We start from the raw sequence: 16836 nt of genomic DNA on the forward strand, positions 1-16836 counted from the left end.
GGGGCCCTGGTGTCCACCGATCTGGCGGTCGGCGGGATGACCTGCGCCGCGTGCGTGGGCCGGGTCGAGAAGCGGCTGGGCCGGATCGCCGGGGTGACGGCCGGGGTGAACCTGGCGACCGGGCGGGCCCGGGTGCTGCACCCGGCCGGGGTGTCCGTGGACGAGCTGATCGCGGCGGTCGAACGGGCCGGCTACACGGCCGAGTTGGCGTCGGCCGGGGTGCCCGTCGGGTTGCCGGAGGAGGAGCCGGACGAGCGGTGGCGACTGCTGGTCACCGCCCTGCTGGCCGTCCCGGTGCTGGTCCTGTCGATGGTGCCCGCGCTGCAGTTCACCGCCTGGCAGTGGGTCTGCTTCGCGCTGGCCGTCCCGGTGGTGACCTGGGGTTCGGCGGGCTTCCACCGGCGGGCCTTCCAGGGGCTGCGGCACGCCACGGCGACCATGGACACCCTTGTCAGCCTGGGCGTCGTCGCCTCCTTCGGCTGGTCGACGTACGCGCTGTTGCTCGGCGGGGCCGGGCGGTTGGGCATGCGGATGCCGTTCTCGCTGACCGCCGACGGCGGCGGCGCGGCACACGTGTACCTGGAGGCGGCGGTCGGCGTGCCGCTGTTCGTGCTGGCCGGGCGGCTGCTGGAGGGGCGGGTCCGGCGGCGCAGCGGGTCCGCGCTGCGGGCGCTCGCCGAGCTGGGCGCCAAGCAGGTGTGCGTCCGGGCGGAGGACGGCGAGGAGCGCCTGGTACCGATCGAACTCCTGCTGCCCGGGCAGGAGTTCGTGGTACGGCCGGGCGAGCGGGTGGCCACCGACGGGGTGGTGGTCGAAGGGGGTTCGGCGCTCGACCTGAGCCTGCTGACCGGGGAGAGCGTGCCCGTCGAGGTCGGCCCCGGGGACCGGGTGGCTGGGGCGACGGTGAACGTCGGCGGGGCGCTGGTGGTACGGGCGACGGCCGTCGGCGCCGACACCCAACTGGCCCGGATCACCGCGCTGGTGGCCGACGCCCAGGCCGGCAAGGCCCGGGCGCAGCGGCTGGCGGACGCGGTGGCCGGGGTGTTCGTGCCCTGTGTGCTGACGGTGGCGGTGTGCGTGCTGGGCTTCTGGCTGGGCGCGGGCGCGACCCCGCAGGCGGCGGTGACGGCGGCGGTCGCCGTGCTGGTGGTGGCCTGCCCGTGCGCACTGGGCCTGGCCACCCCGACCGCGCTGCTCGCCGCGACCGGCCGCGGTGCCGAGCTGGGCGTGCTGGTGCGCGGCCCGGAGGTGCTGGAGAGCCTGCGCCGGGTGGACACCGTGGTGGTGGACAAGACCGGCACCCTGACCACCGGCCGGATGGAGCTGGCCGCGGTGACGGTCGCCGACGGCTTCACCGAGGAGGAGGTGCTGCGGCTGGCGGGCGCGGTCGAGCACCGCTCGGAGCATCCGATCGGACGGGCCGTCGCGGCGGCCGCCCGGGAGCGCTGCGGCGCCCTGCCGCCGGTGGACGGCTTCGCGGCCACGACCGGCCTCGGGGTGTCCGGCACCGTCGAGGGCCGGTCGATCCGGGCCGTCCGGCCGGACGGCTCCTTGCCGTCGGCGCTCGCCGGGGCCGTCACTGCCGCCGGCGAGGCGGGCCGCACCGCCGTACTGGTGGAGCTGGACGGGCACGGCGCGGCCGTGCTCGCGGTCGGCGACACGCTGCGCTCGGGCAGCTGGCGGGCCCTCCACCGGCTGCGCGGCATGGGCCTGGAGACCGTCCTGCTGACCGGCGACGGCCCGGGAGCGGCGCGGGCCGTCGCCACCGAGCTGGGCATCGAGCGGGTGCACGCCTCCGCCTCGCCCGAGCGCAAGGCCGAGGTGGTGGCCGAACTGCGCGCCGCCGGACGGACGGTGGCGGTGGTCGGCGACGGCGTCAACGACGCGGTCGCGCTGGCCTCGGCCGACCTCGGAGTGGCGCTCGCCTCCGGCAGCGACGCCGCGATCGGCGCGGCCGGACTGACCCTGGTGCGCGGCGAGATCGAGGCCGTGGTGGACGCGGTACGGCTCGCCCGGCAGACCCTCGCCACCATCCGGGCCAACCTGCTCTGGGCCTTCGGCTACAACCTCGTGCTGATCCCGCTGGCCGCCGTCGGGCTGCTGAACCCGATGCTGGCGGCGGTCGCGATGTCGCTCAGCTCCCTGCTGGTGGTGGGCAACAGCCTGCGGCTGCGCACCTGGGAGCCGGGGCGCGGGCAGCAGCGGAAGGGGGGCCGGCGGTGAGGGGGCCGGGGCGCTCCAAGGCGGCGGGGCGGTTCAGGGTCCCGGCGCTGGAGCGGTTCAGGGTGGCGGGCCCGCCGGTGGGCGCGGCGGCACTCGCACTGGTCCTGCTCACCGGCTGGACGGCCGTCGGCGGAGCCGGCGGCCCCCGCCCGGTGGAGGCCGACGCGGGCTGGATGCTGCTGCCGGCGGAAGGCGCCGCCGCGGCCACCGCGGCCTTCTTCACGATCCGCAACCCGGGCGACGTCCCCGACGAACTGACCGGCGCCGGCTGGGAATTCGGCGGACCGATCACTCTGAAGCGCCACGTCCACCAGGGCGCGGCGGGCCGCTGGGAGCCGGTCTCCGCCCTGCCCGTCCCCGCCCGGGGCGAACTGGCGATGTCCCCCGAGGACGCCGACCTGATGATCGCCGCCCCGCCGCCACTGCGGCCCGGCCGGTGGGTGGGCTTCACCCTCACCTTCCGGCACAGTCCGCCGCTGCGGCTGATCGCCAGGGTCCTGCCGCCGGGCGGGCGCCCGCGCTGAGCAGGGCGGGTGGCCGGGTGTCATCGGAGGTCTGCCTGGAGTCCTGCCAGTTCCTGAGTCCGGTCGCGAGGCGGTCAAGACCGGTGGCGTAAACCTCCTTCGAACACTCCGCCCACCACGGCGCGACATCCGCCTTGGCGGTGTTCCACGCCTTGCGGAGCGAGTGCATCGACCACGACAGCGACGGTGTCAGGTCGCCGTCGGCGATACCGTAGGACCTCTCCGCCTCCCGCTGGGACAGGTTCGCCTTCACCTGCGCCAGGCCCCAGTTGTAGGCCACCCGGGCCGCACCGGCATGACGCAGCAACACCCCGACCTGACGCGCAGTCGGGTCGAGCGCGAAACGGTACGCCTGCGTCACGATCACCGGGCGACCGTACCGGCCGCCCCCGACTGCCGGGCGAAATGCTCGAATTATTGAGGAATGCTGATGAAATTGACAACACTTGGCACCCCAGCCCACGGGACGGAAGACCCGCCCGAACCTTACGGACGACCCCGGCCTCCACCCGGCCGACACCCGGGCACTACCGTGTGGACACGGCATTCCCGCTGGTCGGACACCACCGAAGCCGCCCCGGCCGACGGTCGGGTCGACAGCGGTCGGGGCGAGGACGAGGAGGACTGCGGTGGGCGGAGTGGACGGCAGCGCGGCGGGCGGCGGCGCGCGGATGCCCCGGCTGCGCCTGGACGAGCTGCTGGAAGAGCTCCAGTGGCGGATCGACGCGGCGCGCGGGACACAGAACCGGGTGCACAACCTGCTGGAGGCGGTGCTCGCGGTCGGCCGCGAGCTGGATCTCGCCCAGGCGCTGCACCGGATCGTGGAGGCCGCCGTCGACCTGGTCGACGCCCGCTACGGCGCGCTGGGCGTGATCAGCCCGGACGGGCACGCCCTGTCACAGTTCCTGACGGTCGGTCTGTCCGAGGAGGAGAGGGCCGGGATCGGCGCGCCGCCCTCCGGCCGGGGCATCCTCGGCGAGCTGATCCGACACCCGCAGCCGCTGCGCTGCCCGGTGCTCTCCGAGCACCCCGCCTCGGTCGGCTTCCCGCCCAACCACCCGCCGATGCACACCTTCCTCGGGGTGCCGGTGCGGGTGCACGGCGAGGTGTTCGGCAACCTCTACCTGACCGACAAGCGCGGCGGACTGGACTTCGACGAGGACGACGAGGCGGTGATCGCCACCCTGGCGGTCGCGGCCGGGGTGGCGATCGACAACGCCCGGCTGTACGAGGAGGCGCAGCTGCGCCAGCGCTGGCTGCGGGCGAGCACCGAGATCACCCGCAGTCTGCTGTCCGGCGCGCCGCGTCTGGAGGTGGTCGAGCTGATCGCCCGCCGGGCCCGGGAGATCGCCGGCGCCGAGCTGGCGGACGTCTCGGTGGCGCTGGCCGGCCCGGAGGAGCGGGCCGAGGAGCTGGCGGTGGAGGTCGCGCTCGGTGCCGACCCCTCGGCCCGGCTGGGAGTGACGGTGCCGGTGGACGGCACCCTCTCCGGCGCTGCGTACGCCTCCGGTTCGCCGGTGACCAGCGACGAACTGGCCGGCGACGCCCGCTTCGCGGCCGGTCCGGCGGGCCGCTTCGACGGGCTGGGCCCGGCCGTCGCGGTGCCACTGGGCACCGGCGCCGGGTACGGGCGCGGCGTGCTGCTGCTGGCCCGGGCGCCGGGGCAGCCGCCCTTCGGACCGGAGGAGACCGGCCCGCTGCTGGGCTTCGCCGACCAGGCGGCGCTCGCCCTGGAACTGGCCGAACGGCGGCGCGACGCCGAACAGTTGAACCTGCTGGAGGACCGCGACCGGATCGCCCGGGACCTGCACGACCTGGCCATCCAGCGCCTCTTCGCCACCGGGATGACCCTGCAGAGCGCGGGCCGGCTGATCGACAGCCCGGCCGCCGCCGACCGGGTCGCCCGCGCGGTGGCGGACCTGGACGAGACCATCAAGATCATCCGCTCGACCATCTTCGGTCTGCGCGCCCACAGCGAACCCGACCACGGCCTGCGCGCCCGCGCCACCCGGGTCGTCACCGAGGCCCAGGGCCCGCTCGGCCTCGCACCCCGGCTGAGCATGGAGGGCCTGCTGGACACCGACGTCCCGCAGGAACTCGCCGAGCACGTGGTCGCCGTGCTGGCCGAGGCCCTCAGCAACGCCGCCCGGCACGCCCGCGCCACCCGGGTCGAGGTGACCCTGCGCGCCCTGGCGGGGCGGGTGGTGCTCACCGTCGCGGACGACGGGGTGGGAATCCCCGAGGGCGGCCGGCGCAGCGGACTGCGCAACCTCGCCGAGCGCGCCGACCGGGTCGGCGGCACCCTCACCCTCGGCCCGGCGGACGGCGAGGACGGCGGAACCCGCCTGGTGTGGGAGGCGCCGCTCGAGTCGTGAGCCGGCTCCCGGCGCCGTCCGGGAGGAGTCTGGCCCCGACCCTCCGCCCCGGGCCTCAGCGCCGGCCGGCGCGCAGTGGGGAGGCTGGGCGGCGGCGGACTGCCGCAGCTCGGTGGCGATCAGTGCCGCCTGCACCCGGCGCTCCACGCCGAGCTTGGCGAGCAGCCGGGAGACGTGGTTCTTCACCGTCTTCTCGGCGAGGTAGAGCCGCTCGCCGATCTGCCGGTTGGTCAGGCCCTCTCCGATCAGCGCCAGCACCTCCTGCTCGCGCGCCGTCAGCGCCGGTCCGGTGGTCGCCGGCTGCGCGGGCACGGCGTCGCTGCGCAGGCGGTTCAGCAGCCGGGTGGCCGCGCCGGGGTCGAGCATCGAACGGCCGGAGGCGACGGTCCGGACCGCGGCGACCAGGTCGGTGCCGCTGATCTGCTTCAGCACGTACCCGGCGGCGCCCGCCATCACGGCGTCCAGCAGCGCCTCCTCGTCGTCGAAGGAGGTCAGCATCAGACAGGCCAGGTCCGGCATCCGCGACCGCAGCTCCCGGCAGACCGACACCCCGTCCCCGTCGCCCAGCCGAACGTCCAGCACCGCCACGTCGGGCCGCAGCGCCGGCACCCGCACCAGCGCCTGCTCCGCCGTCGCGGCCTCCCCGACCACCACCAGGTCCGGCTCGCCGTCCAGCAGGTCGTGCACCCCGCGGCGCACCACCTCGTGGTCGTCCAGCAGGAACACCCGGACCGGCGCCGTACCCCCGGCGCCCTCCGGCTTGGTCGCCATCACACGGCTCCGCCCTCGTCATCCCCGCACGCTCCCGGCGGGGCCCACCGCATCATCCCCCGCGCGGCAGCACGGACCCAGGGCCCAACGACCCCATTGAGTGGGCTTTCCCGGTGCCGCCGTCGGGACGGGCACGCGCTCAGCGTCCCTGCCGCCGTACGTTTCCCAGCCCCATCAGCAGGAACGCGAGCGCTACCCCCGCGCCGCTGACCGCCGCAAGCGCCGCCCTCGGCACGACGCCGCCCCCGCCCGAAAACAGGATCGCGACCGCCCCGAGCGAGGCCACCGCCGCGCCCACGACCAGCCACCCCGCCAGCGTCACCGCCGTCGGGCGGCCCGTCCTCCGGGCCGGGCCGACGTCCAGGGCGGCCCAGCGCGCCGCGCTCTCCCGCTGCTCACCGCGCCGGTCCCACCGGGCCCGCACCCGCAGGGCCGCGCCGCCGACCAGCCCGGCGAGCGCCACCTGTGCGGCCGGCCGCCAGTCGGACAGGGCGAGCAGCAGCCCGCCCGCCAGCGCGAGCGCCGCCCACCAGAGCACGCAGGCCGCCGCCGCGGTGCGGATGGAGCGCGGCCGGTCGGCGCCGGCCTGGAGGTCGGCGATGGCGGGCAGGTACCAGACGTAGCCGCTCGCGGTGAGGGCGGCGGTGCTGATGGCGAGGACGGTGTGGGTCATGGGCGGCCTTCCGGTGTCGCGCGGATCACGAAATGTGGGGCCGTTCCCGCCCGCTCGGGGGCAGCGGCGCGGGCGGGAACGGCGTTCAGGGGGAGCCGGGGCTCAGCCGTCCGTGGCGGAGGACGAGGACAAGGACGAGGACGAGGACGACGCCTGCGCCCGCTCGGCCCGGGTCAGCGGCCGGTCGTACTTCACCGGCTCGACCTCGCCCAGGTGCTTGGCCGGCTTCCCGGTGTGCTCCAGCACGTCCCGGGCCGCGATGTCCGGGTGGTGGAGGTCGAAAGCCGGGGATTCGGAGCGGATCCGCGGCAGCTTGACGAAGTTGTGCCGCGGCGGCGGGCAGGAGGTGGCCCACTCCAGCGAGCGGCCCCAGCCCCACGGGTCGTCCCCGGTGACGCGCTCGCCGTACTTGGCGGTCTTCCAGACGTTGTAGAGGAACGGCAGGATCGACAGGCCGAGCAGGAAGGACCCGATGGTCGACACGGTGTTCAGGGTGGTGAACCCGTCCGAGGCGAGGTAGTCGGCGTACCGGCGGGGCATGCCCTCGGCGCCGAGCCAGTGCTGCACCAGGAAGGTCGTGTGGAAGCCGACGGTGAGCGTCCAGAAGGTGATCCGGCCGAGCCGCTCGTCGAGCTTCTTGCCGGTCATCTTGGGCCACCAGAAGTGGAAGCCGGCGAACATCGCGTACACCACCGTGCCGAACAGCGTGTAGTGGAAGTGGGCGACGACGAAGTACGAGTCGGAGACGTGGAAGTCGAGCGGCGGCGCGGCGAGCAGCACGCCCGTCAGACCGCCGAACAGGAAGGTGACCAGGAAGCCGACCGTCCAGAGCATCGGCGTCTCGAAGCTCAGCGAGCCCCTCCACATGGTGCCGACCCAGTTGAAGAACTTGACGCCGGTCGGCACGGCGATCAGGAAGGTCATGAAGGAGAAGAACGGCAGCAGCACCTGCCCGGTGACGTACATGTGGTGTGCCCACACCGTCACCGACAGCCCGGCGATGGCCACCGTGGCGGCGATCAGTCCGGCGTAGCCGAACATCGGCTTGCGGCTGAACACCGGGATGACCTCCGAGACGATGCCGAAGAACGGCAGCGCCAGGATGTACACCTCGGGATGCCCGAAGAACCAGAACAGGTGCTGCCAGAGCATCGCCCCGCCGTTGGCCGGGTCGAAGACGTGCGAGCCGAACTTGCGGTCGCACTCGAGCGCGAGCAGCGCGGCGGCCAGCACCGGGAAGACCAGCAGCACCAGCACCGAGGTGAGCAGCACGTTCCAGCAGAATATGGACATCCGGAACATGGTCAGTCCGGGGGCGCGCATGCAGATGATGGTGGTGATGAAGTTGACCGCGCCGAAGATGCTGCCGAAGCCGGACAGCGTGACACCCATGATCCACATGTCGGAGCCGACGCCCGGCGAGTGGACGGCGTCGGACAGCGGCGCGTAGGCGAACCAGCCGAAGTCGGCGGCGCCCTGCGGGGTGAGGAAGCCGGCGGCGGCGATCAGCGAGCCGAACATGAACAGCCAGTAGGACAGCATGTTCAGGCGCGGGAACGCCACGTCGGGCGCGCCGATCTGCAGTGGCATGATCCAGTTCGCGAAGCCGGTGAACAGCGGCATCGCGAAGAGCAGCAGCATCACCGAACCGTGCATGGTGAAGGCCTGGTTGAACTGCTCGTTGGAGAGGATCTGCGTTCCGGGCCGGGCGAGTTCGGCACGCATGACCAGGGCGAGGATGCCGCCGATCAGGAAGAACGCGAACGAGGACACCAGGTACATGGTGCCGATCGTCTTGTGGTCGGTGGTGGTCAGCAGTCCGACCAGGGCCGAGCCCGGCCGCCGCCCGGCCCGAACCGGGCTGGGCGGCAAGGCCGTTGGCGGCGGGGTGGGGTCGCCCTGTGCCTGGGTGGCGCTCAAGGACGCACTCCTTAGGAACGTCGTGCGAATGGATGCGATCCATGATCCGAACGCACACCCCGCACGCCCCAGGGCCCTTGGACCCGCCCGCCCGGGGCCGCTGGGCCCGACTTCCCGGGTCCCCACCCGGGACCTCCCGACCCGGTCGGCCCACCGGCCGTTACGGCCGGGAGAGTTGACGTACCGTCAACTCAGGCGGGCCCCGCGGTTCAGCCCGCCAGCCGGGCGATCTGCCCGCGCTCCAGTGCCGCGTACACCGCCCCGCCTGGGCCGACGGCGATGCCGTGCGGTTCGGCGCCGGGGCCGGGGACCGGGTGGCCGTCCAGCCGGCCGTCCGGGGTGAGGACGCCGATCCGGCCGGCGCCCCACTCGGTGAACCACAGCCGGCCGTCCGGGCCAGTGGCGATCGCGTGCGGTTTGGAAGCGCGGTCGGCCAGCGGGTACTCGGTCACCTGCCCGTCGACCGTGATCCGTCCGACCAGTCCGCCGCCGATCCCGACGTACCAGAGCGCCCCGTCCACCCCGGCGGTGATCCCGACCGGCGCGGTGCCCCCGGTGGGCAGCCGGTGGACGGTCACCTCGCCCTGGACGCTCACCCGGGCGATCGCGTCCGCCTGGTTGAGCGTGCACCACAGTGCGCCGTCCGCCCCGGCGGTGATCAGCGACGGGAACGCCCCGCCCAGGGGCAGCGGGTACTCCGTCACCTCCCCGTCCACGGTGATCCGCCCCACCCGGTCGGCGCTCAGTTCGGTGAACCACAGCGCTCCGTCCGGCCCGGCGGCGATCCCGTACGGCCCGGCGTTCGCGGTCGGCACCCCGTACGACGAGACCTCCCCGTCCACCGTGATCCGCCCGATCCGGTGGTCCCGCATCCGGGTGAACCACAGCGCACCGTCCGGCCCCACGGTGATCACCGACGGCCCGCACTCCGGCGCCCCCAGCCCGAACCGCTCCACCACCCCGTCAGCACCCAGCCGCCCGATCTCCCCGGCGTGCACCAGGGTGAACCAGACGCCCCCGTCCGGCCCCACCGCAACCCCGTACGGCCCGTCCCCCGCGCCGGCCACCTCGAACAGTTCCAACCCGCACCCCTCCGAAGCTACTATCGCGACTCTCGTCGCATTAATGATGCTCGCACACCTGCCCGTCCCAGGGCAACCGCCTTACTCCCGGCCGCCCGCCAGCCCCCGGAGCACCGAGATCACGCCCGCGCCCGCCGCGCACACCGGCACCGCCAGCAGGGCGCCGATGATGCCCGCGATGCCGGAGCCGGCCACCACGGCGACCATGATGGTGGCCGGGTGCAGCTCCACCGTGCGGCTCTGGATGACGGGCTGGAGGACGTTGCCCTCGATCAGCTGGACCGTCAGCACCACCCCGAGCGCCCACAGCGCCGTCCCGAGGCCGCCGTCGGCCAACGCGACCAGCACCGCCACCGTGCCGGACAGGAAGGCGCCGACGAACGGGATGTACGCCCCCATGAAGACCAGCGCGCCCAGGCCCGGCGCGCCGGGAACGCCGAGGGCGAGCAGGCCGACGGTGATGAAGCCCGCGTCGATCAGGGCGATCAGGGTGGTGCCGCGCATGAAGCCGGCCATCGCGTCGAAGGCCCGGTCGGCGCAGGCGACCACGGTGTCGGCGCCGCGCCCGGGCAGGTGGGAGCGGATGGCCTCGCCGGTGCGGTGGCCGTCGCGCAGGAAGAAGAAGACCAGGGCGAGCGCCAGCACCGCGCCGGTGATCAGCTGGGTGAGCAGGCCGAGCCCCGAGAGCACGCCGTGGGTGAGGGTCGAGACCAGCGCGTTGGTCTCGCCCTTGGCGTTCTCCAGCGCGTGCTGGATCTTCGCCCCGAAGGGCCCGAGCCACCGGGCCAGCCGCTGCCCGGCGCCCGGCAGCGAGGCGGCGATCTGCGGAGCGCTGTGCACCAGGGAGTTGACCAGCAGGGCGATCACCCCGATCACCGCGACCACCAGCACCAGGCAGGTCAGCCCGGCCGCCAGGCTCCGGCCCACGCCCCGCCGGACCAGCCAGGGCACCACCGGGTGGAGCAGCGAGGTCCCCAGCAGCGCCAGGACGAACGGCACCGTCGCGGCCCGCAGCTCGACCAGCGCGAAGACCACCAGCGAGCCGACGGTGATCAACAGGATCACCGCCGCCGACCAGGCCGCCGCCCCCCGCACGGCCGGCGGCAGCATCAGGTACGGCCTGCGGTCGTCGGGCCGCCCATCGGGCGGGCGCTCCACGGACACGGCCACCTCCGCCGAGGGTCGTCGTTGAGTCCGAACCGACCCATCTCAGCAGAGAATCTGACGATCTGCCCGTTATGGGCAGCTAGCCGGCCGGCTCGATCCGTACCGACCCGTCCGCGCCCGCGCCCGCGAAGGCCCGCACCCGCTCGGCCTCCGCCTCCGTCGCCGCGCGGTCCGTCCGTGTCAAGCGGGCGAAGGGCTGGACGACCACCTCCTGGTCGGCCGTCAGCCGCCAGGTTCCGGCGACCAGCCCGTCCACCAGCAGGGTGCCGAGCACCAGGCCGTTCCGGGTCATCACCCGCGCCCGGTACTCCTCCGGCAGCACCCGGCTCCGGTCGGCGTGCGAGAGCAGCAGGTTGTCGAACGGCGCGAGCAGCCGCACCGGCGCCGGGGCGTCCGGTTCCGGGCGGGGTGCCTGCGGCAGGTCGTACAGCAGCCGGCCCTGCTCGTCGCGGAAGGTCGGCAGCTGCGGCGTCAGCCGCCGCAGCACCGGACTGAGGCCGGTGAGGCCGCACCACTTCGTCAGGTCCACCGCGCTCGCCGGGCCGAAGGCGGCGAGGTAGCGCAGCACCAGGCCGTCCGGCGAGGGCGCGGGGTCGAGCGGGCGGCCGAGCCAGGCCTCGGCGGTGGTGTGGGCGGCCGGGCCGCTGCGCCCCCACAGCCCGCGCGGTGGCACCTGGACCAGCGGCAGCAGGCACCGTGCGGCCTGGGCCAGCGCCGCCGGGTCGCGGTCCGGGCGGGTGGCTGCCAGCAGCGCGCCGAGCCGCTGGAAGGTGCGCGGCTCCTCCTCGACCAGCGCGCGGGCCTCGGCGGCCAGCGCGGCCAGGTCGAGTCCGGCCAGCTGTTCGCCGTAGGTGGTGCGCAGCGCCTGGTCGAGGACGGGCTGGAGCAGCGGGCGCAGGGTCAGGCAGTCCTCGGCGGTGACCAGGTGGATGGTGCCGCGCTGGAGCGCGATCCGGACCACCGCCCGCCGTTCGAGCAGCTCGGTGAGCCGCTCCGGGGTGAAGCCGTCCAGCCGGGAGAGCAGCCCGAGGTACGGCGGCTGGGGGACGGCCTGGGCCTGGAGCCCGCCGAGGTGGTGGATGACCTCGAGGGGCGTCCGGTCGGTGCGGGCGAGCAGGTGCTGACGGGCCAGCAGTGCCCGGCCCAGCGCCCGGGTGCCGAGCACCGTCACCGGCGGCCGTCCACGACCGAGCGCAGTACGGAGATCCGGTTGGTGGTGATCGAGGCGGCCCCGGTGTCGCGCAGTCGGCGCATGGTGCGGCGCAGGTCGGCCGTCCAGGTGGAGACGGCGAGCCCCTCGTCGGCCGCGGCCTCGACGAACCGGGGGGTGACCAGACCGAACGGCGGGTTGAGGAAGCGCGGGCGCAGGTCGCGCAGCAGGGCGGGCGCGGGCATCCGGGGCTGCTTCCAGGTGAGCGCGATCTCGGCGTCCGGGGTGAGCTCGCGCACGGCGAGCATGGCGGTGGCGGGGCCGCAGAAGGCGACCACCCGCTCGGCGCCGAGCCCGGTGACGACGGACCAGGTGGCGGCGGCCGGTCCGGGCTCGTCCAGGTCGATGAGCAGCCGGGGGCCGTTCGCGGCCGCCACGGCCTTGATCGCCTCGGCGAGGGTGGGGACGGCCAGTTCGCCCTGGCGCAGCTCGTCCAGTTGCTCGGTGGTGACCCGGCCGATCGCGCGCGGGTCGCCCCACAGCCGCTCCAGGGTGGGGTCGTGCAGCAGCACCGGCACCTTGTCGCGGGTCAGCTGGACGTCCACCTCGACGGCGTCGGCCCCGGCGGCGAGCGCGGACTCGACCGAGGGCAGGGTGTTCTCGCGGTGGCGGTACGGGTCGCCGCGGTGGGCGACGGCGAGCACCGGGCGGCGGTCGGCGGGGGCGGGTGCGGCGAGGCTCATCGAATCAGTCCAGAAAGCCAGGGGGTGAGGTCGTGCACGGCGGGAAGGTCCGGGTCGGCATGGTCGGCGTGGTCGGTAAGGACCGACAAGGAGGGGCTAGCGTCGCTCGATCATCACATTGGTCGACTTGATGACCGCCGTGGCCGGTGCGCCCGGCACCAGCTCCAGCTCCTCCGCCGACTCCCGACTGATCAGCGACACCACCCGGAACGGCCCGGCCTGCACCTCCACCTGCGCGGCCACGTCGCCGAGCACCACATGGGTGATGATCCCGGGGAAGCGGTTGCGCGCCGAGGACGGCCGGCCCTCGGCCTCGGCGGTCTCCGGCCGGGCCAGCTCGCGGGCGAAGGCGGCGAGCTCGGCGCCGGGGATGATCCGGTGCCCGTGCTCGTCCCGCACGGCGGCGAGCCGTCCGGCGTCCACCCAGCGCCGCATGGTGTCCGCGCTGACGCCGAGCAGCGCCGCCGCCTCACCGATGCGGTACGGGTTGACCGGCACCTCGGGCTGGCCCATGTGCGACTCCTGACGGTGGTTCGAGGTAAGGGGTACGCGCCCCCTCCGCCATCCTGCCGTACCGGGGACGCCAACGGAAAACGCCCCGGGGCCGGGGTCCGGAGGCGGGCGCAAGGGCTTGTCTGACAATTCGCGTCGCGCGCCGGCGGGAATTGGCGGACAAGCCCTACGGCTCGCCGAACAGGTCCCGCCGCACGGCGTCCCCCGCGGTGAGCACCGCCCCGGCGAGCACCGCGCCGCCGCCGGCCGTACCGGCCCGCACCTCGGTGCGCAGCGGGGAGAGCCCGGCCAGCCGCCGTTCGACCCGCCCGGCCAGCTCGGCGCCGCCGGCCCGGCCGATCTCGCCGCCGAGCACCACGCAGCCGGGGTCGAGCACCACGCAGAGCGCGGCCGCGCCGAGCGCGATCCGCTCGGCCAGCTCGTCCAGGAACGGTTCGCCCGCCGGGCCGGCGGCCAGTGCGGTGCGCACGGCGGCCTCGGCGGCGGACGCGTCCCCGGCCGGGTCGGCGGGCAGCCCGTGGGCGCGGGCGAGTGCGCAGATGGCGGCGCTGCCGACCAGGCCGTGGAAGCCGCCCTCGCAACTGTCCGCGCTGGGCAGTCCGACCGTGCCGGGGACGGGCAGGAAGCAGATCTCGCCGGTGCCGCCGGAGAAGCCGCGGCGCAGCCGCCCGTCCAGGATGACGGCGGCGCCGACGCTGTGGCCGAGCCACATCAGCACGAAGGTGTCGCGGTCGCGCGCGGCGCCGACCCGGTACTCGGCCCGGCCGGCCAGGTTGACCTCGTTCTCCAGGATGACGTCCGTGCCGGGCAACTCCCGCAGTGCCGTGAGGAGTTCGGCGTGCCAGCCGGGGAGCTTGCCGGTGCTGTGCAGCCGCCCGGTGGCGGGGTCGACCAGGCCGGGGGCGCCGACCGCGACGGTGTGCAGCCGCTCGACGCCGGCGTCGCGCGCGGTCTCCAGCAGGGTGCGGACGATCGCGGCGGCGGCGCCCTCGGGCGACGCGGCGGCAGCGCTCCCGCCCGACGCCTCGACCGGCACCTCGGCGGTGGCGAGGGTGCGCCCGACGAGGTCGGCGACGACCAGGCCGGCGCCGCCCTCGCGGACGTCGAAGGCGGCGATGTGCGCGCGCGAGGCGACCAGTGCGTACAGCCGGGCGTTGGGACCGCGCCGCTGTTCGCCGCGTTCGCCGACGACGGCGACCAGGCCGGTGCGCTGGAGGCGGTCGAGCAGGTCGGCGACGGTCGGCCGGGACAGGCCGGTGAGGTCGCGCAGCTCGGTCGCGGTGAGGGGGCCCTGTTCGAGCAGGAGGTTGAGCGCCAGCCGGTCGTTGATCGCCCGGGCGGTGCTCGGCGTGGCCGTACGCGCGGTGGTCATGACCGATCATCCTTCCAGAGTGTTTCTATCAGGGTCCCTTCCTGATAATTTATCGAAGCGAACGAGCCGAACGCACCGAACGACCCGATCGCACCCGCCACACCATCCGCCGGAGGGCCCACCCCGCCGCGCGGACCGATCGGCCTGCACGTAGACCACTCACAGGGCACCGTCGCGCCCCGCACCGCGCGACCGGGAGGGAACGCCGGATGACAGTCACCACCCCCGAACCACTCGCCGACCCACGCCGCTCCCGGCTGAGCATCGCGCTGGTCTTCGGCGTGCACGGCGCCGTCGGCGGCACCTTCGTCACCCGCATCCCGTGGATCCAGCACCGGCTGGACCTCTCCCCCGGCCAGCTCGGCCTGGCCCTGGTGATGCCCGCGATCGGCTCCTCCCTGGCGATGCCGCTCGCCGGTCGCTTCGTCCACCGCTACGGCGGCCGGGCGGCGGTGCGCGGGCTGCTCTCGCTCTGGTGCCTGGCCCTCACGCTGCCCGCGCTCGCCCCCTCGCTGCCGGCCCTGTGCGCGGTGCTGCTGGTGTACGGCGCCACGGCCGGCATGGCGGACGTCGCGATGAACGCCCAGGGCGTGGAAATCGAGCAGCGCCTCGGCCGCTCGATCATGTCCGGGCTGCACGGGATGTGGAGCGCGGGCGGCCTGCTGGCCTCCGGCTTCGGCATCCTGGCCGCCCATCTCGATCTCGACGCCCGGCTCCAACTCGCGCTCACGGCACTGGTGTTGCTCGCCCTCGCCCAGCCGGTCGGCCGGGGCCTGCCCGACCTGCGGGCACCCGAGGAGGCGGAGGCGCCGGCACGGTTCGCCCTGCCGCCGCGCAGTTCGCTGGTGATCGGACTGGTCGGCTTCTGCGCGGTGTTCGGCGAGGGCGCCTCGATGGACTGGAGCGGCGTCTACCTCAGGGACGTCACCGGCGCCTCGGCCACCGTCGCCGCCGCCTCGTACACCGCCTTCTCGCTCACCATGGCGGTCAGCCGACTGGCCGGCGACGCGGTGATCCGCCGCCTCGGCGCCGTCCGCGCCACCCGGCTGGGCGGGGCGATCGCCACCCTCGGCGGTTTGCTGGTGGTGGCCGCCGACCACCCGGCGCTGGCCATCCCCGGCTTCGCCCTGATCGGCGTCGGCGTCGCGGTGATCGTGCCGCTCGCCTTCGCGGCCGCCGGACGGATCGGCAACAACCCCAGCCAGGCCATCGCGGGCGTCGCCACCGTCACCTACACCTCCGGCCTGATCGCCCCCGCCGTGATCGGCACCCTCGCCCAGGCCACCTCGCTCACCGTCTCCTTCGGACTGGTCACCCTGCTCGCCTTCGCCCTGCTGCTGAGCGCCGGGGCACTGCGCCGGGCCGAACCGAATTCCACCGACGACAACGTGACCGCAATGTCACCGGAAAGCTCTTCTGAAAAAGATCTCTCCACGATATGATGGCGAACCAATAACCGAATTCCCCGCTAGCATCACCGACCGTCGGGCGCGCTCCAGCGCCCGACGGTTTTCGCGATCCGTGAGGGGAATTCCGAGAAATGTGCTACGACCCGGCCGCCGCACCGCCCGCTTTCGGCCCCGCCCGCCAACTCCTGGCCGAGGCCGCCGACCTGACCCTCACTTCAACCGACGGCACCGAATTCGCCGCCTTCCTGGCCCGCCCGGAATCGCCCACCGGAGTCGGCGTGCTCGTCCTGCCGGACAACAAGGGCCTTTCCGCGTTCTACCGCCACACCGCCGCCCGGCTCGCCGAACAGGGCCACCCGGCCCTCGTCCTCGACTACTACGGCCGCACCGCCGGAACCACCCCGGAAAACCGTCCGCCGGAATTCGGCGAACTCCCGAACCTGCTCCCCCACCTCCTCGCCCTCACCCCGGAAGCCCTGGACGCCGACATCACCGCCGCCCTCACCCGGCTGCGCACCCTCGGCCCGGCCGAGGTGGTCGCCCTCGGCTTCTGCTTCGGCGGCCGCCAGGCCTTCCGCACCGCCGCACCCCGCTTCGGCCTCACCGGCGCGGTCGGCTTCTACGGCTACCCGGACGCGATCAACGGCGCCCCCGGCCCCACCCAGCTCGCCGTCGGCCTCACCGCCCCGATCCTCGCCCTGTGGGGCGGCGCCGACGAACACATCCCGCCCGCCACCGTCGACGCCTTCGACGCGGCCCTCACCGCGGCCGGCTGCCCCCACGAGTTCGTCACCTACCCGGGCGCCCCGCACAACTTCTTCAAACAGTCGGCCGTCGACCACGCGGCCGCGGCCCGGGACGCGTGGCACCGCCTGCTGGCCTTCCTCGACGCGGCGGCCTGAACTCTCCACGCG

Annotated in this window: 14 protein-coding genes and 1 pseudogene; 5 read left to right on the forward strand and 10 right to left on the reverse strand. The window is 74.5% G+C overall.

Features of this window, described 5'->3' with window-relative positions:
* Nucleotides 1–36 precede the first annotated feature (36 nt).
* Nucleotides 37–2223 carry a heavy metal translocating P-type ATPase gene (locus ACWCYO_RS21910; RefSeq protein ID WP_449785166.1) on the forward strand — a complete coding sequence of 729 codons (2187 nt, stop codon included), beginning with the start codon at nucleotides 37–39 and terminating at the stop codon, nucleotides 2221–2223.
* Between the two features lie 62 nt (nucleotides 2224–2285).
* Nucleotides 2286–2747, forward strand: a complete 462-nt coding sequence (locus ACWCYO_RS21915) for a copper chaperone PCu(A)C (RefSeq protein ID WP_449785149.1) — start codon at nucleotides 2286–2288, stop codon at nucleotides 2745–2747.
* On the opposite strand, the gene ACWCYO_RS21920 is transcribed toward ACWCYO_RS21915, so the two are convergent.
* A complete protein-coding gene (locus tag ACWCYO_RS21920; RefSeq protein ID WP_270149328.1) occupies nucleotides 2677–3114 on the reverse strand; it encodes a helix-turn-helix domain-containing protein in 438 nt (145 codons plus the stop codon). The two genes, ACWCYO_RS21915 and ACWCYO_RS21920, sit on opposite strands and share 71 nt — an antisense overlap.
* A 304-nt stretch (nucleotides 3115–3418) precedes the next feature.
* Here ACWCYO_RS21920 and ACWCYO_RS21925 point away from each other — a divergent pair, with 304 nt between their 5' ends.
* Entirely contained in the window at nucleotides 3419–5122 is a 1704-nt protein-coding gene (locus ACWCYO_RS21925) for a sensor histidine kinase (RefSeq protein WP_449785167.1), read from the forward strand.
* Nucleotides 5123–5206: 84 nt separating this feature from the next.
* Here the strand turns inward: ACWCYO_RS21925 and ACWCYO_RS21930 are convergent.
* The 9 genes and pseudogenes from ACWCYO_RS21930 to ACWCYO_RS21970 form a co-directional block, all read right to left on the reverse strand.
* Nucleotides 5207–5893 (reverse strand): annotated as a pseudogene (locus ACWCYO_RS21930) (response regulator); the annotation flags it as partial.
* Between the two features lie 139 nt (nucleotides 5894–6032).
* Nucleotides 6033–6566 carry a hypothetical protein gene (locus ACWCYO_RS21935; protein ID WP_270149324.1) on the reverse strand — a complete coding sequence of 178 codons (534 nt, stop codon included), beginning with the start codon at nucleotides 6564–6566 and terminating at the stop codon, nucleotides 6033–6035.
* Nucleotides 6567–6668: 102 nt separating this feature from the next.
* Nucleotides 6669–8438, reverse strand: a complete 1770-nt coding sequence (ctaD, locus tag ACWCYO_RS21940; protein WP_449785168.1) for an aa3-type cytochrome oxidase subunit I — start codon at nucleotides 8436–8438, stop codon at nucleotides 6669–6671.
* Between the two features lie 257 nt (nucleotides 8439–8695).
* Nucleotides 8696–9568: a Vgb family protein gene (locus ACWCYO_RS21945; RefSeq protein ID WP_449785150.1), complete on the reverse strand. Its 873-nt coding sequence runs from the start codon at nucleotides 9566–9568 to the stop codon at nucleotides 8696–8698.
* Nucleotides 9569–9649: 81 nt separating this feature from the next.
* Nucleotides 9650–10732, reverse strand: a complete 1083-nt coding sequence (locus ACWCYO_RS21950) for an AI-2E family transporter (RefSeq protein WP_449785151.1) — start codon at nucleotides 10730–10732, stop codon at nucleotides 9650–9652.
* Nucleotides 10733–10814: 82 nt separating this feature from the next.
* The gene (locus ACWCYO_RS21955) at nucleotides 10815–11906 is read right to left on the reverse strand and encodes a winged helix DNA-binding domain-containing protein (protein ID WP_449785152.1); all 1092 of its coding nucleotides are present in this window, start codon (nucleotides 11904–11906) and stop codon (nucleotides 10815–10817) included.
* Nucleotides 11903–12628 carry a glycerophosphodiester phosphodiesterase gene (locus tag ACWCYO_RS21960; protein WP_270149319.1) on the reverse strand — a complete coding sequence of 242 codons (726 nt, stop codon included), beginning with the start codon at nucleotides 12626–12628 and terminating at the stop codon, nucleotides 11903–11905. The genes ACWCYO_RS21955 and ACWCYO_RS21960 overlap by 4 nt, the downstream gene beginning before the upstream one ends.
* 96 nt (nucleotides 12629–12724) lie before the next feature.
* Nucleotides 12725–13141, reverse strand: a complete 417-nt coding sequence (locus ACWCYO_RS21965; protein WP_270149318.1) for a TOBE domain-containing protein — start codon at nucleotides 13139–13141, stop codon at nucleotides 12725–12727.
* Nucleotides 13142–13307: 166 nt separating this feature from the next.
* The gene (locus tag ACWCYO_RS21970) at nucleotides 13308–14513 is read right to left on the reverse strand and encodes an ROK family transcriptional regulator (protein WP_270149317.1); all 1206 of its coding nucleotides are present in this window, start codon (nucleotides 14511–14513) and stop codon (nucleotides 13308–13310) included.
* Nucleotides 14514–14722: 209 nt separating this feature from the next.
* On the opposite strand from ACWCYO_RS21970, the gene ACWCYO_RS21975 reads away from it, so the two are divergent.
* Nucleotides 14723–15955: an MFS transporter gene (locus ACWCYO_RS21975; RefSeq protein WP_270149316.1), complete on the forward strand. Its 1233-nt coding sequence runs from the start codon at nucleotides 14723–14725 to the stop codon at nucleotides 15953–15955.
* 98 nt (nucleotides 15956–16053) lie between these two features.
* Entirely contained in the window at nucleotides 16054–16824 is a 771-nt protein-coding gene (locus tag ACWCYO_RS21980) for a dienelactone hydrolase family protein (RefSeq protein WP_449785153.1), read from the forward strand.
* Nucleotides 16825–16836: the final 12 nt, after the last annotated feature.

It is taken from the genome of Kitasatospora sp. NPDC001683, from assembly GCF_053596495.1.